Source organism: Pseudomonas sp. FW305-25 (genome assembly GCF_017351415.1).
GTDB classification, from domain to species: domain Bacteria; phylum Pseudomonadota; class Gammaproteobacteria; order Pseudomonadales; family Pseudomonadaceae; genus Aquipseudomonas; species Aquipseudomonas chlororaphis.
The window spans coordinates 46,083-59,859 of the sequence record NZ_JACNDE010000011.1 but is presented as its reverse complement, the minus strand read 5'-3'; the positions used below and the strand labels follow the sequence as shown (position 1 = coordinate 59,859).

At 60.4% G+C, this 13,777-nt stretch carries 10 protein-coding genes and 1 tRNA gene; 3 read left to right on the top strand and 8 right to left on the bottom strand.

Features of this window, described 5'->3' with window-relative positions; translation table 11 throughout:
- Window positions 1-47: 47 nt before the first annotated feature.
- The 6 genes from J4E58_RS13030 to rpsU form a co-directional block, all read right to left on the bottom strand.
- The gene (locus J4E58_RS13030; RefSeq protein WP_223816106.1) at window positions 48-833 is read right to left on the bottom strand and encodes a lipopolysaccharide biosynthesis protein; all 786 of its coding nucleotides are present in this window, start codon (window positions 831-833) and stop codon (window positions 48-50) included.
- A 290-nt stretch (window positions 834-1,123) separates the two neighbouring features.
- A tRNA-Ile gene (locus J4E58_RS13025) sits at window positions 1,124-1,200 on the bottom strand.
- Window positions 1,201-1,215: 15 nt separating this feature from the next.
- Complete coding sequence (locus J4E58_RS13020; protein ID WP_087089390.1) at window positions 1,216-4,959, bottom strand: bifunctional diguanylate cyclase/phosphodiesterase; 3,744 nt, start codon at window positions 4,957-4,959, stop codon at window positions 1,216-1,218.
- A 121-nt stretch (window positions 4,960-5,080) separates the two neighbouring features.
- Window positions 5,081-6,928, bottom strand: a complete 1,848-nt coding sequence (gene rpoD, locus J4E58_RS13015) for an RNA polymerase sigma factor RpoD (RefSeq protein WP_007926106.1) — start codon at window positions 6,926-6,928, stop codon at window positions 5,081-5,083.
- Between the two features lie 67 nt (window positions 6,929-6,995).
- The gene (dnaG, locus tag J4E58_RS13010) at window positions 6,996-8,960 is read right to left on the bottom strand and encodes a DNA primase (RefSeq protein WP_009045891.1); all 1,965 of its coding nucleotides are present in this window, start codon (window positions 8,958-8,960) and stop codon (window positions 6,996-6,998) included.
- Window positions 8,961-9,428: 468 nt separating this feature from the next.
- A complete protein-coding gene (rpsU, locus tag J4E58_RS13005) occupies window positions 9,429-9,644 on the bottom strand; it encodes a 30S ribosomal protein S21 (protein ID WP_002551877.1) in 216 nt (71 codons plus the stop codon).
- A 200-nt stretch (window positions 9,645-9,844) separates the two neighbouring features.
- Between rpsU and tsaD the strand changes: the two genes are divergently transcribed.
- The gene (gene tsaD, locus J4E58_RS13000; protein WP_038575294.1) at window positions 9,845-10,870 is read left to right on the top strand and encodes a tRNA (adenosine(37)-N6)-threonylcarbamoyltransferase complex transferase subunit TsaD; all 1,026 of its coding nucleotides are present in this window, start codon (window positions 9,845-9,847) and stop codon (window positions 10,868-10,870) included.
- A 41-nt stretch (window positions 10,871-10,911) separates the two neighbouring features.
- On the opposite strand, the gene plsY is transcribed toward tsaD, so the two are convergent.
- Window positions 10,912-11,481 carry a glycerol-3-phosphate 1-O-acyltransferase PlsY gene (gene plsY / locus J4E58_RS12995; RefSeq protein ID WP_007926112.1) on the bottom strand — a complete coding sequence of 190 codons (570 nt, stop codon included), beginning with the start codon at window positions 11,479-11,481 and terminating at the stop codon, window positions 10,912-10,914.
- 74 nt (window positions 11,482-11,555) lie between these two features.
- On the opposite strand from plsY, the gene folB reads away from it, so the two are divergent.
- On the top strand, window positions 11,556-11,909 hold the full coding sequence (gene folB / locus J4E58_RS12990; protein WP_087089388.1) for a dihydroneopterin aldolase: 354 nt from the start codon (window positions 11,556-11,558) through the stop codon (window positions 11,907-11,909).
- Window positions 11,900-12,418: a 2-amino-4-hydroxy-6-hydroxymethyldihydropteridine diphosphokinase gene (gene folK / locus J4E58_RS12985; RefSeq protein ID WP_087089386.1), complete on the top strand. Its 519-nt coding sequence runs from the start codon at window positions 11,900-11,902 to the stop codon at window positions 12,416-12,418. Before folB ends, folK begins: the two co-directional genes overlap by 10 nt.
- A 67-nt stretch (window positions 12,419-12,485) precedes the next feature.
- Here folK and J4E58_RS12980 read toward each other — a convergent pair whose 3' ends face one another.
- Window positions 12,486-13,715: a multifunctional CCA addition/repair protein gene (locus tag J4E58_RS12980; RefSeq protein WP_087089384.1), complete on the bottom strand. Its 1,230-nt coding sequence runs from the start codon at window positions 13,713-13,715 to the stop codon at window positions 12,486-12,488.
- Window positions 13,716-13,777: the final 62 nt, after the last annotated feature.

The window sequence follows — 13,777 nt, the reverse complement described above, 5'->3', positions numbered from 1 at the left end:
TCGCGGTTTTTTTGTGGGCGAATACAACCCGTCCGAGCATGGAATGCTCAGCGATTAACCAGCTTGTCGAGTTCGTCGAGACTGATCTTGGGAATGATCGAAGTAGGGATGCTCGACGTGGGGGACAGGTTGTAGACGGAGAAATCCTTGCCCATGACCTTGTCCGACATCAGTTTCAAGGATGGCAGGATCCGCGATTGCAGGTGCTGGTCCAGGCCGCAGGGCGACTTGAAGGTATCTGGCGTTTCATAAAAACGCCCTTGGGCAGGATTCAGGTCGACGCCCACCAGGATCGCCGTATTGAAGCCGGCGTGATAGGCGAGTTGCAGTGCCAGATAAGCCACCGTGCGGGCGTCGAAGAAACCCAGTTCGAGATTCTTGCTGAAGCCGATGGTCCGGCTCCTGTTGCCCCAGAGCAGGGGAGGGCGAACCAGATCGCGGTTGCTCCTGAGCAATCGCTGCATCCAGGTCTGTCGTGGCGCCTTCTTCAGCAGAAACAGCTCGCCGCGAGGCTGGATCGGAATCGTGCGGGCATGTTCTTCCCAGAGCGCCACACGCTGACTGACAGCCATTGCCTGGGTGAAGAGCTCGGGTTGCTGGAGGGAGAAGCTGGTGTCGGTGCAGGCATAAAAAAAGGGTTGTATGCCGGTCCCGCGGAACATCGAGATGGCCCCGTTCATGGTGATCATCGGGATGTTCGAGAAGGCTTCGATAGGGAAGTCCTTTGCCGAACTACCGGATGCAATGATGAAAACAGGGCCTTGCTGAATATTTCGGCAACGTGCAAACCCCGTTGCCCGGCCAGGCGAAGGCGCCGTAGATACTACTTCCATGTGTTGTGTCCGAATCATCAGGCCACTCTGATTATTATGGGGTGGCTTAAGTGGTGCATCACGCCGGGGAAAGGACAGGCTCTCCCCCATTGATAGAAGTGCAGTCTAGGACCAAACAAAGGCCATGCACGACTTCCGAACGGTTATGACCGTCGCGGTTTTTAATAGTTGTGCGGTAGGGCTGATTTCTTGGAAAAAACGATCGGGCGTTTTGCCGGCCTGGCGGCCGAATGGAGGGATTTGCAGCGCGTTGAATACGCGAAAGCCGCGCAATGCGCGGCTTCCAAAGATGGTGGGCCCACACGGACTCGAACCGTGGACCAAAGGATTATGAGTCCTCTGCTCTAACCGACTGAGCTATAGGCCCTCAGTAGGCCGCGGATTATAGCGACGGTTTCTCGGCTGTGCTATCCGAAAAATCCGAAACGGGAAGGCGCAGAAAGGTTGCGGCGAATTCGTCGGCGCTCAGCGGCAGGCTGATGATGTAGCCCTGGATCTGTTCGCAGCCTTCGTTCCCGAGGAATACCTGCTGGTCATGGGTTTCCACGCCTTCGGCGATCACGGTGAATTGCATGCTGCGGCCCAGGGCGATGATGGCCCGCACGATCGCCACATCGTGGGGGTCGTCGGGCAGGCCGCGGACGAAAGATTGATCGATTTTCAGGAAATCCAGCGGCAGGCGCTTGAGGTAGCTCAGGGACGAGTAGCCGGTACCGAAATCGTCGATGGCCAACTGGACGCCCAGGCGCTTGAGCTGGTGCAGGACCGCCAGGGCTTCCTCGGCCTGGCTCATGATGAAGTTCTCGGTAATTTCCAGTTGCAGGAAGCCGGGTTTGAGGCGGTTGTCTTTCAGCAGTTGTTCAATCCGCCCCAGCAGGTTCGGCTGGCGCAACTGGGCGCCGGCGAGGTTGACCGAGAGCGGGCCGAAGCTGTCGTAGCGCTCGTTCCACTTGCGCAACTGTTGGCAGGCGTGTTCCAGCACCCAGTCGCCGATTTGCAGGATCATGCCGTTCTCTTCGGCCAGGGGGATGAAGTGTTCGGGGGGGACATCGCCGAAGGTCGGGTGATGCCAGCGAATCAGGGCTTCGGCGCCCACCAGCTCCTGGTCGCCCAGCCTGATCTTGGGTTGGTAGTAGAGATACAGCTCGTTGCGTTCGATGGCCCGCCGCAGTTCATGTTCCAGGGCCACGCGCTCGCTGGCCTGGGCAGTCAGGTCGCGGGTATAGCTTTCGACCCGGTTGCGGCCCTTAGCCTTGGAGCGGTACATGGCGGCGTCGGCATTCTTGACCAGGGTGGCCACGTCGCAACCATCCTTGGGGTAGAGGCTGGTACCGATGCTGGCACTGATGAAGAACTCGTGCTCGCCGGCCTGGAACGGCGCGGTGAAGCAGTTCAGCAGCTTGTTGGCGATGTGGTCGGCATCGCTGGGCTGCTGCAGCCCGGGTAGCAGGATGATGAACTCGTCGCCACCCAGGCGGGCCACGGTGTCGATATCCCGTAGTTGTTCTTTCAGGCGCACGGCAATGCCCCTGAGCAGCAGGTCGCCGACCGGGTGGCCGAGGCTGTCGTTGATATGCTTGAAACGGTCCAGGTCGAGAAACAGCACGGCGCCCTGGCCACCGTTCTCTTGCTGGTTGTTGAGGGCAGTCAGCAGGCGGCTTTCGAACAGGGTACGGTTCGGCAGGCCGGTCAGCGGATCGTGGTGCGCCTGGTAATCGAGCTTGGCCTGGGCGTGCTTGAGGCTGGAAATATCGGCGAATACCGCGACGAAGTGGGTGATGAACCGGTCTTTGTTGCGCACTGCGCTGATGGTCAACCAGCTGGGGTACAGCTCGCCATTTTTGCGCCGATTGCAGATTTCCCCTTGCCAATGACCCTCGGCGGTCAGTTGGTGCCACATGGCGGCGTAAAAGGCGCTGTCATGCAGGCCGGAAGCCAGCAGGCGCGGAGTGTGGCCCAGGGCCTCGGTTTCGCTGTAGCCGGTGATTTCGGTGAATGCCCGATTGACCGCGCTGATGTGCTGCTGGGTGTCGGTGATCAGTACGCCTTCAGCGGTGCTCTCGAACACGGTGGCGGCCTGTTGCAGCTTCTCCTGCATCAGGTGGCGCTCGGTGATGTCGCGGGCGATGGTCAGCATGCAATCTTCGTCGCCGATCGGCAGCGGCCGGCTCGAGAGCTCGCAGAGGCGGATCTGACCGTCATTGCGGCGAATATGGCAGCTGAAGTCGCGCACGAAGCCATCCCGCTGCATCAGGTCGAGCATCTGCCGGCGCTCGTTGAGGTTGACCCAGATGCCCAGCTCCAGCGTGGAACGGTCGACGGACATGGCGCTATTGAAGCCGGTGATACGACTGAAACCTTCGTTGACCTCTATCAGCAAGCCGTCGCGCTGGCGGCTTAGCAGCAGGCCGTCCGGCGAGGCGTGAAAAGCCTTGGCGAACTTCTCTTCTGAGGTTTGCAGCTGCTGTTGGGTTTCCTTCAACTGGCTGATGTCGCGAACCACCACGACCAGGGCGGGCGTAGTGTCGAGGTCGAAGGGGTCGGCGGAGATCAGCCCGGTGAACAGCTGGCCGTTGCTGCGCCGAAAGGGCATTTCCAGGTTACGGATACTGCCGGCCTGCAAGCGTTGCAGCAGCCCCGGGCCGACGCCCTGAATACCCCAGATATTCAGCTCGGTGGCCGTCTGGCCCACGACTTGCGAGGCACTCAGGCCGATCTGTTCTTCGAACGCCTCGTTGACCTCCAGCAGGCAGCCATCCGACAGGCGGGCAATGACCAGGATGTCCGGGCACTGTTGGAAGACCGAGGCGAATTTCTGTTCCGAGAGCTGCAGGGCCTCTTCGGTGCGTTTTGTCTCGCTGATGTCGATCATCAGGCCGCGCATGATCGGTTCATGTCCATGCTCGATCAGGCTGACGATGTCGCGAACCCACAGGCAGCGGCCATCGGCGGTGATCACTCGGTAATCCAGGCTGTGATCGCGCCCGGCCAGGACTTCGTGATCGCAGAAGTGCTGGGCGCGCGTCAGGTCGGCGGGGTGGATGATGTTTCTCCAGAACCCGGGAATCAGCCAGTGCGAAAGGGGATAACCCAGCAATTGCTCGGCATGGGGCGACACGTAGCTGTAGGTGAAGTCGCTGATGCGCGCTTCCCAGGCGATTGCCGACAGGCTTTCGACCAGGCCGCGGTAATGGTATTCGCTGCTGCGCAGCTCCTGTTCCAGGGCCACGCGCCTTGCGATCTCGGAGCTCAGCCGGCGATTGATGCGGATCACTGCCGCCAGAATGGCAAACAGCAGGAGCAGCCCTGGCAGACCATAGAACAGCAGGTCCGACCAGAACGAACGGTGGTCGAGCACATTGCCCACCCAGCGCTGCTGGATCTCGTTGACCTCCGCCGGGCTTATGTCAGCCAGTACCTTGTCGAGAATGCCTACCAGTATCTTGCTGTCGCGGGGGACGCCCATGGCCAGCTGATAGCGGTAGGGCGTCTCGCCGCTGACATAGAGCCCGTCGAGCTTCAACTGCCGCAGGCTCCAGACACTGGAAGCCAGGTCGCCGACCACGGCATCGACCTGATTGAGGGCCAGCGCCTGCAAAGCCGAACTCACATTGGGCAGGGCGACCAGGTTCAGGTCGGGATGGTGGGTGCGCAGCAGTTCATGGGGGGCGTAATTCTCCACGACGGCGATCTTCAGGCCGTACAGGTCCTGGAGCTTGCGAGGTTGCGCGCCGCCTTTATGGGCCAGGATCACGATGGGGAAGTCGAGGTACGGACGGGTGAAGGCCAGATAGTTTTGCCGCTCCGGGGTCGACATGATACCTGGCAGCAGGTCCAGCTTGCCCTTTTTCGCGGCTTCGAGCACTTCGCTCCAGCTGGCGGGTTCTATCGGCTTGAGCGTGATCGCCAGGCGATCCTGGATCAGATGGATATAGTCCGCCGCAAGGCCCTGGTAGCGCCCTTCCTCATCGCGATATTCGAAGGGCGGCCACGAAGCGTCGACGCCCAGGCGCAATTCCGGATGGGCGGAAAGCCAGCCACGTTCTTCATCGGTGAGCGTCAGTGCGCCAGCCGTTGCGGTCCAGGCGAGCAGCGACAGCACCAGCACGGTCGGCAGTCTGGGCATAACGGTCTCGTTATGACACGGGGAATGTTTCGAGTGTAGACGGGCAATCCGGAGGGAGTGAGGCGCGGGGAGTTTTAAACTGCACAAAACAAGACCCCCAGCAGGGCTGGGGGTCTTGGTATTACTCGTCGAGGAAGGAGCGCAGGTGCTCGCTTCTCGTCGGGTGGCGCAGCTTGCGCAGCGCCTTGGCTTCGATCTGGCGAATCCGCTCACGGGTAACGTCGAACTGCTTACCGACTTCCTCGAGGGTGTGGTCGGTATTCATGTCGATGCCGAAGCGCATGCGTAGTACCTTGGCTTCACGGGCAGTGAGGCCGGAGAGTACTTCGCGAGTCGCTTCCTTGAGGCTCTCAACGGTGGCGACATCGATTGGCGACTGCATGGTCGAGTCTTCGATGAAGTCGCCCAGATGGGAGTCTTCGTCATCACCGATCGGGGTTTCCATGGAGATCGGCTCTTTAGCGATCTTCAATACCTTGCGGATCTTGTCCTCAGGCATTTCCATGCGTTCGCCCAGCTCTTCCGGGGTCGGTTCGCGACCCATTTCCTGCAGCATCTGCCGGGAAATACGGTTGAGCTTGTTGATCGTCTCGATCATGTGCACCGGAATACGGATGGTGCGGGCCTGGTCGGCGATCGAGCGAGTGATCGCCTGACGGATCCACCAGGTGGCATAAGTCGAGAACTTGTAGCCGCGACGGTATTCGAACTTGTCTACCGCTTTCATCAAGCCGATGTTGCCTTCCTGGATCAGGTCGAGGAACTGCAGGCCACGGTTGGTGTACTTCTTGGCGATGGAGATCACCAGACGCAAGTTGGCTTCGACCATCTCTTTCTTCGCGCGACGGGCCTTGGCCTCGCCGATCGACATGCGACGGTTGATGTCCTTGATCTCGGCGATCGTCAGGCCGGTCTCAGTCTCGAGCGCGGTCAGCTTCTGCTGGCAACGGATGATGTCCGGTTGCAGGCGACCGATGGCTTCGGCGTACTTGGCCTTGCCTTTGGCCAGTGCGTCGGACCAGCTTTCGTCCACTTCATTGCCAGGGAACTGGCGCAGGAAGTCGGCGCGTGGCATGCGAGCATCACGAACACAGAGTTGCATGATCGCGCGCTCTTGCTGACGCAGGCGATCCAGGGCACTACGAACGCGTTCAACCAGGCCTTCGAATTGCTTCGGAACCAGTTTGATCGGCATGAACAGTTCAGCCAGGGCCAGCATTTCAGCCAGGGCTTGCTTGTGTTCACGACCGTGCTTTTTCAGCGCCTTGCGGGTGATTTCCATCTGGTCGGCAACGGCGCCAAAGCGCTGGGCTGCGATGACCGGATCCGGACCGCTTTCGGCTTCTTCTTCGTCGTCACTGGCTTCGGCGTCATCGTCGTCGGTGTCGTCGTCCGCTTTCGCGGCCTTGGCATCGACAGGCGGTGGTACTTCGGCGGCAGGCGGCGCGATGCCGTCGTCCGGGTCGATGTAACCGCTCAGGACGTCGGACAGGCGACCACCTTCGGTGGTGACGCGAGTGTATTCGGAGAGGATGTGCTCAACCGTGCCAGGGAAGTGCGCGATCGCGCCCATCACTTCACGGATGCCCTCTTCGATACGCTTGGCGATTTCGATTTCGCCTTCACGTGTGAGCAGCTCTACCGTACCCATTTCGCGCATGTACATACGCACTGGGTCGGTAGTGCGACCAATGTCGGTTTCCACTGCCGCCAACGCTGCGGCGGCTTCTTCAGCTGCTGCTTCGTCGGTATCGGCTTCGGCCAACAAAAGGGCATCCGCATCCGGAGCACTCTCGAATACGTTGATCCCCATGTCGTTGATCATGCGGATGATGTCTTCCACCTGTTCCGGATCTGAAATATCCTCCGGCAGGTGGTCGTTGACCTCCGCGTAAGTCAGGTAACCCTGCTCACGACCACGGCTGATCAACTCTTTGAGGCGAGACTGCTGTTGCGCTTTTCCGGACATAACACCCTATCCACTGAAGGTCTTGGCGGGCAAAAAACAAGCCGAGGATTATACCCGAGCTATGACCTCACGCGCCAGTTGAGGTCGGGTTTGATGCGGGAACATTGCGTTTTAAAAGCTCAAGTAGCTGAATTTTTTCTTCGCCACTCAATTCGCTTTGACGCGATTTCCTGAGAAGTTGTTCCAAAGCACGCTCACTTTGGCGAGCGGACAAGCTTTTAATGGTGTCGAAAAACTGTTGTTCAAGGTTATCGCCTTCAATCAACCATTCCTTTTCTGCTAGCGCCTTGATCAGGCGGCCCTGTTCGGTACCGTGCCAACGCGCCATCAGTTGATGAATAGAGCGTAGCTTAGGATTTTTCTGCACGGCTTCGATCAGGGCGACCAGCAACTGGGTATTGGTGTTGTCGTCGGCGGCGAAATGCCCGGCGTCTTCAACTTTCTCGGCCAGTTGCGGGTGATGCAGCAATGTTCGAAGGGCTGACAGTGTAGGAGGTTCGACGGCGGCCGGAACGCGCGGGGCACGTGGTTGATCGCGATCGCCATTGCGCTTGCCCTTTTTGTCCCACGGCTTGTTCTCCCACTTCTTGCCGCCGGCACCGCTTTTCTTCGGCGTCCATTCCTGCTGCGGCACATAGGCTTCTTGCGGCTCGTGGTAGTCGGCATAGTCCGGCATGGCGTCATAATCGATGCCGGCGTCGTACGCCGGCGGCGCTTCTTGTGGGGCGCTGTGCACCAACTGGTTGACGGTCTCGTTGTTGAGGCCGGTAATTTCACTGAGGCGCTGGCGCATCAGGGTCCGCAGGTTGGCTCCGGGGACCTTGTCGATCAACGGTGCAGCCAGGGTGGCCAGGTGGGCCTTGCCCTCGAGCGAGCGTGGATCGGCTTCGTCCGTCAGTTGCTGGAAGAAGTAGTCGGCCAGCGGTTGAGCGTGTTGATTGATGCGTGCGCGAAAGGCGTCGGTGCCTTCGGAGCGGACCAGGGTATCCGGGTCTTCCCCTTCGGGAAGAAACAGAAAGCGCGCCCGGCGACCGTCCTGCAGGCTGGACAGGGTCGCCTCCAGCGCGCGCCAGGCGGCCTTGCGCCCGGCCTGGTCGCCGTCGAAACAGAACAGGACGCTGGGCACGATACGGAACAGGCGCTTGAGGTGTTCTTCGCTGGTGGCGGTACCCAGGGTCGCAACGGCGTTACGCAGGCCTTGTTGGGCGAGGGCAATCACGTCCATGTAGCCTTCGACGACGATGATTTCGTCGAGGTTGCGGTTGTTCTTGCGGGCTTCGAACAGGCCGTAAAGCTCCTGGCCCTTGTGAAAAACCGGCGTTTCCGGCGAGTTCAGGTACTTCGGTTTGTCGTCGCCCAGTACCCGGCCACCAAAGGCGATGATCCGACCGCGGCTGTCGCGGATCGGAAACATCACCCGGTCGCGAAAGCGATCGTAGCGTTTGCCGGTTTCAGCATTTTCGATCAGCAGGCCGGCGTCGATCATGGCTTTCTGCTGCAGGGTGTCGCTGCTCAGGTGCTTGAACAGGTTGTCCCAGCCGGGCGGTGCAAAACCGAGGCCGAAGTCGCGGGCGATCTCGCCGGTCAGGCCGCGCCCCTTGAGGTAATCGACCGCGGCCTTACGGGCCGGATGGCTTTTCAGGGCCTGGCGATAGTAATCGGCGGCGGCGGTCAGCAGCGGATAGAGCGGTGAGTCGGTCGGCTGCCGGGGCTTGTGCGAGCGGCCGCTTTCCTCGCGTGGGATCTCCATGCCGGCGGCTTTGGCCAGTTCCTCGACTGCCTGGGGGAAGTCCAGGTTGTCGTGGTCCATGATGAAACCGAGGGCGTTGCCGCCCGCGCCACAGCCGAAGCAGTAGTAGAACTGCTTGTCGGGGCTGACGCTGAAGGAGGGGGTCTTTTCCTTGTGGAACGGGCAGCAGGCGGTGTAGTTCTTGCCGGCCTTTTTCATCTGCAGGCGCGAGCTGACAACATCGACGATGTCGGTGCGGTTCAGAAGGTCGTCAATAAAGCTCTGGGGAATCAGCCCGGCCATGGCGTTCTCGTCATCACTGCGCGAAAGAATTGGACCAATGCGAAGGCTTCGAAAGTGGGCTGTTCGAGACGCAACGGCTGCGCGTTCGACCATCTGTCGTCGGCTTGATCGCTATCGGGAAGTGTATCTGCCGAAAGTCCACTGACGTTAGTTTCAATCAGTCTTCGACTATTTGAAGATATTGCTCTGAGTCCGACAGGTCTCGGATGGCTCATAAGCGGGCGCTGGAGAAAGGCGCCTTGGACTGAGTCTGTTGAGGAATCAGAATAAAGTGTGCTCGTCAGTAGCCTTGGAAGGCTCGTCAGAAGAGACGTGCACCGCTGGCAGGAAGCCAGGTCTGACGTGGTGAAGCGGATTGTCTCGGTCGCATGCGCGGCGTTGACGGTGAAGCATCAAGCGTTGTCCGCAAATGCCATTAGCCCGGCTGAGGGCCGGGCTTGGCAGAAGCTTGCAGCGAACGTCTGTGTATTAGTACAGACGTACGGCGCGGCGCTGTTCGCGCTGAACTTTCTTGGCGTGACGCTTAACAGCAGCTGCTGCTTTGCGCTTACGCTCGGAAGTCGGCTTCTCGTAAAATTCGCGGCTACGAACTTCAGCCAGAACACCGGCTTTTTCGCAGGAGCGCTTGAAACGACGCAGAGCTACGTCGAAGGGTTCGTTCTCTTTAACTTTGACGGCTGGCATCCAGAGCTACCTTCATTCATTACCGGGGTCAACGTTCTCGTCGCAAAAATCGCGGCTGAGGTCGTCGGTTTTTAAGGGTTGCGGATGTTAACCCCTCATCGCTCGGAATGCAAAGCCTCTGATCGAAAACCGCTGGTCGGCTGAGGGAGTGGCGACTATTATGCGCGCCTTCGAATTTAGCCTCTACAAGGCGCAAACCCATGCTAGTACTGGGATTAGAAACTTCCTGCGACGAAACCGGCGTCGCGCTTTACGACAGCGAGCGGGGCCTGCTGGCCGATGCGCTGTTCAGTCAGATCGACCTGCATCGGGCTTATGGTGGCGTGGTGCCGGAGCTGGCCTCTCGCGACCATGTCAAGCGCATGCTGCCGCTGATTCGCCAAGTTCTGGCCGAGGCGGACTGTGTGCCGACCGAAATCGACGCCATTGCCTATACCGCTGGCCCGGGCCTGGTCGGAGCCCTTCTGGTGGGCGCTTCCTGTGCCCAGGCGCTGGCCTTCGCCTGGGGTATCCCGGCGCTGGGTGTGCACCACATGGAAGGGCACTTGCTGGCCCCTATGCTGGAAGAACAACCACCGGAATTTCCGTTCGTCGCTTTGTTGGTTTCCGGTGGTCATACGCAGTTGGTGCGGGTCGATGGCATCGGCCAATACGAGCTGATGGGCGAAACCCTGGATGATGCTGCCGGTGAAGCCTTCGACAAGACGGCGAAGATGATCGGCCTGAATTATCCGGGCGGTCCGGAAATCGCTCGCCTGGCCGCACAAGGCGTGGCCGGGCGCTTTGTTTTCCCGCGGCCGATGACCGATCGTCCAGGGCTGGATTTCAGTTTCAGTGGCTTGAAAACCTTCGCCCTGAATACCTGGCAGCAATGTGTCAGCGCTGGGGACGACGGCGAACAAACCCGTTGCGACATCTCGCTCGCCTTCCAGCAGGCGGTGGTGGAAACTCTGACCATCAAATGCAAGCGAGCCTTGAAGCAGGCCGGACTCAAGCGTCTGGTAATTGCTGGTGGCGTGAGCGCCAACAAGGCTCTGCGCGCGTCGCTGGAAAAAATGCTCGGCGAGATGAAGGGGAATGTGTTTTACGCCCGTCCTGAGTTCTGTACCGATAACGGCGCGATGATCGCGTTTGCCGGTTGCCAGCGTTTGCAGGCCGGTCAGCAGGAGAGCCTGGCGATCAGTGTGCAGGCGCGTTGGCCGATGGAGCAGTTGTCGTCGTTGTGAGTCGGTAATTTCCCGACCTGAGCCCGGCTCATCTTCAGGATTCAGAAATGCCGTTCGCGCCCGGCAAACAGGTCGCGTAGATTGCCGCGGTGGCGCCAGACGATAAGCAGTGTGAGGACGCTCATCGGCAGCAGTGCCGCCGGCGCCTGCCAGGCCAGCAATGGCAGGGTCAGGGGCGTGGCAATCAAGGCCGCCAGCGAGCTGGTGCGGGTCAGGTAGAAGGTCAGGAGCCAGGCGGCAATGGCCAGGAGCGCCGCTGGCGGATACAGCCCCAGCAGCATCCCGGCGGCGGTGGCGACACCCTTGCCGCCGCGAAAGCGAAAGTACACCGGAAACAGATGGCCCAGTACGGCGTAGAGCCCGATCCAGGCCTGTTGTTGGAGCGAAAGGCCTGCGAGACTGGCGATCAGCACGGGCAACAGCCCTTTGAGCAGATCGCCGAGCAAGGTCAGTACCGCAAGTTTCTTGCCGGCCAGGCGCAACATGTTGGTGGCGCCGGCATTGCCCGAGCCACTCATTCGCGGATCGGGTTTACCGGTCAGGCGGCTGAGCAAGATGGCGAAGGACAGCGAGCCGAGCAGGTAGGCGAAGATCGCCAGTAACCAAAACATGCTAACTATTCCGGGCGAGGACGCCCTGATTCTAACGGCGCATTGCGCCCTTGTCGTGCTGCGGAGAAGAGTGCTTGGACAGAGTGTTTATCGAGGGTCTGGAAGTCGACACGGTGATCGGTGCCTACGACTGGGAGCGAGGCATCCGACAGTGCCTGCGCCTTGACCTGAGCTTCGCCTGGGACAATCGCCCGGCCGCGGCTGGTGACGACCTGACCCTGGCGCTCGACTACGCCAGCGTGTCTTCGCGGATCCAGGCATTTGCTGAACAGGCGCAATTCCAGCTGGTGGAAACCTTTGCCGAGCGTCTGGCTGAAGTCCTGATGAGTGAGTTTCATATTCCCTGGTTGCACCTCAAGCTGACCAAACCCGGTGCTGTTGCGGCCGCCAAAGGTGTGGGCGTGGAGATCGAGCGCGGATGTTGCTAACTCAAGTATTTCTTGGGCTCGGCAGCAATATCGAGCGCGAAACCCATCTGCTGGCCGGGCTCGATGCCCTGGCGGGCTTCCTGCGGGAGATGCGCTGCTCGGCAGTGTTCGAAAGCCAGCCGGTCGGGATCAAGAGCGGGCCTTTCTTCAATCTGGTGGTTTCGGCCTTTACCGATCTGCCGCTGATGGAACTGGACCGCCGGTTGAAGTTCATCGAAGCGGATAACGGTCGTTATGCCCCGGACCGCAAGGGCCTGCCGCTGGATATCGATGTGCTGCTGTACGGCGATCTGGTGGGCAATTTCGACGGCTTGATCCTGCCGCGCGCCGAGATTCTGAAGAATGCCTTTGTGCTCTGGCCCTTGTCGCTGATGGCACCGGAAAGGGTTCATCCGCTGGCCGGACAGGACTTCGCCACCCTCTGGCGCGAAGCCCAAATCGACCAGGTGCTGGCGCCCGTGGCCTTTGAGTGGCGGGGCAGGCAGCTGACGCCGCCGGAGTTGGGATAGTTCTGGCTGATTGCTATCGGCTTGCGAGCAAGCTAGCTCCTACAGCGGAGCTAGCTCGTGATGTTTCTTACCGCGGGTGCTGTTCCTTGTAGGCTTTCAGCGCCTTCAGTCGCTCCCGTTTCAGCGCCTCTCCCAACTCCGGCCCCTTGAATCCCTGCTCCAGCAGCGGCTGCACCGCTACCGTTCGTGCTGCGGTGGCCGCGCCGCGCAAATAGTCCGCCTGGGGATAGGCGCGCTCCTCCAGTCCGAGACGACCGCGGGCATCCATTTCACAGGCGGCGATAAACTCCTCGAACCGCTGCGGCCGACGGTACACGTCAAAGCCTTGCAGCAGCTGCGCCAATGTCGAAGGTTTCAGTTCGAGGGCGCGATGGCCGTGGGTGTGGTACTGGCCCACCAGCAGCGCCAGTTCCTGGCAGTCGCGCGGCGCCTTGAAGCGTTCGTTGACGCACTTGATCAGCTTCAGGCCCTTGTGCTCGTGTGCGATGTGCTGTGGCCATTCACTTTGCGGTGTCAGGCCCTTGCCCAGGTCGTGCAACAGGCACGCCCAGCGCACGCTCAATGGCTGCTTGTGCAGTGCCGCCTGCTCGAGAACGCTTAGGGTGTGCACGCCGCTGTCGATCTCCGGGTGATGGGTGGCGGGTTGCGGAACGCCAAACAGCGCCTCCACTTCGGGCAGCAGGACCTTGAGCGCTCCACAGTCGCGCAGCACCCGGATGAACACTTGGGGGTGATCTTCCATCAGTGCGCGGGAAATTTCCTTCCAGCTGCGCTCCGGCGTCAGGGCTTCCAGTTCGCCTGATTCGCTGAGCTGGCGCATCAATTCGAGGGTGTCAGGCGCCACCCGGAAACCGAGCCCAGCGTAGCGAGCAGCAAAGCGGGCAACGCGTAGGACACGCAGCGGATCTTCGGCGAATGCGGGGGAAACGTGGCGAAGCAGGCGGTTTTCCAGATCCTGCTGGCCGTGATATGGATCCGTCAGCACGCCATGGTCGTCTTCCGCCATGGCGTTGATTGTCAGGTCGCGGCGGATCAGGTCTTCTTCGAGGGTGACCTCGGGGCTGGCGTGAAAGGTGAAGCCGCCATAACCACGACCGCTTTTACGTTCGGTGCGGGCCAGGGCGTATTCCTCGCCGCTCTTGGGGTGAAGAAAGACCGGAAAGTCCGAGCCTACCGGCCGAAAGCCCTTGGCGAGCATTTCTTCGGCTGTGGCACCGACTACCACCCAGTCGATGTCGGTTACCGGTTTGCCCAGCAGGCGATCGCGTACCGCACCGCCGACCTTGTAAATCTGCATAAAAAACCTCCGTTAGCCCGACAGAATAACCCTTACGCCGCGCTTTCGGAGGTTTGTCATGC

Excerpts from the sequence above, each read along its gene's own strand:
- J4E58_RS13030 (WP_223816106.1), bottom strand. The coding sequence starts at position 833 with ATGGAAGTAGTATCTACGGCGCCTTCGCCTGGCCGGGCAACGGGGTTT.
- J4E58_RS13020 (WP_087089390.1), bottom strand. The coding sequence starts at position 4,959 with ATGCCCAGACTGCCGACCGTGCTGGTGCTGTCGCTGCTCGCCTGGACC.
- rpoD (WP_007926106.1), bottom strand. The coding sequence starts at position 6,928 with ATGTCCGGAAAAGCGCAACAGCAGTCTCGCCTCAAAGAGTTGATCAGC.
- dnaG (WP_009045891.1), bottom strand. The coding sequence starts at position 8,960 with ATGGCCGGGCTGATTCCCCAGAGCTTTATTGACGACCTTCTGAACCGC.
- rpsU (WP_002551877.1), bottom strand. The coding sequence starts at position 9,644 with ATGCCAGCCGTCAAAGTTAAAGAGAACGAACCCTTCGACGTAGCTCTG.
- tsaD (WP_038575294.1), top strand. The coding sequence starts at position 9,845 with ATGCTAGTACTGGGATTAGAAACTTCCTGCGACGAAACCGGCGTCGCG.
- plsY (WP_007926112.1), bottom strand. The coding sequence starts at position 11,481 with ATGTTTTGGTTACTGGCGATCTTCGCCTACCTGCTCGGCTCGCTGTCC.
- folK (WP_087089386.1), top strand. The coding sequence starts at position 11,900 with ATGTTGCTAACTCAAGTATTTCTTGGGCTCGGCAGCAATATCGAGCGC.
- J4E58_RS12980 (WP_087089384.1), bottom strand. The coding sequence starts at position 13,715 with ATGCAGATTTACAAGGTCGGCGGTGCGGTACGCGATCGCCTGCTGGGC.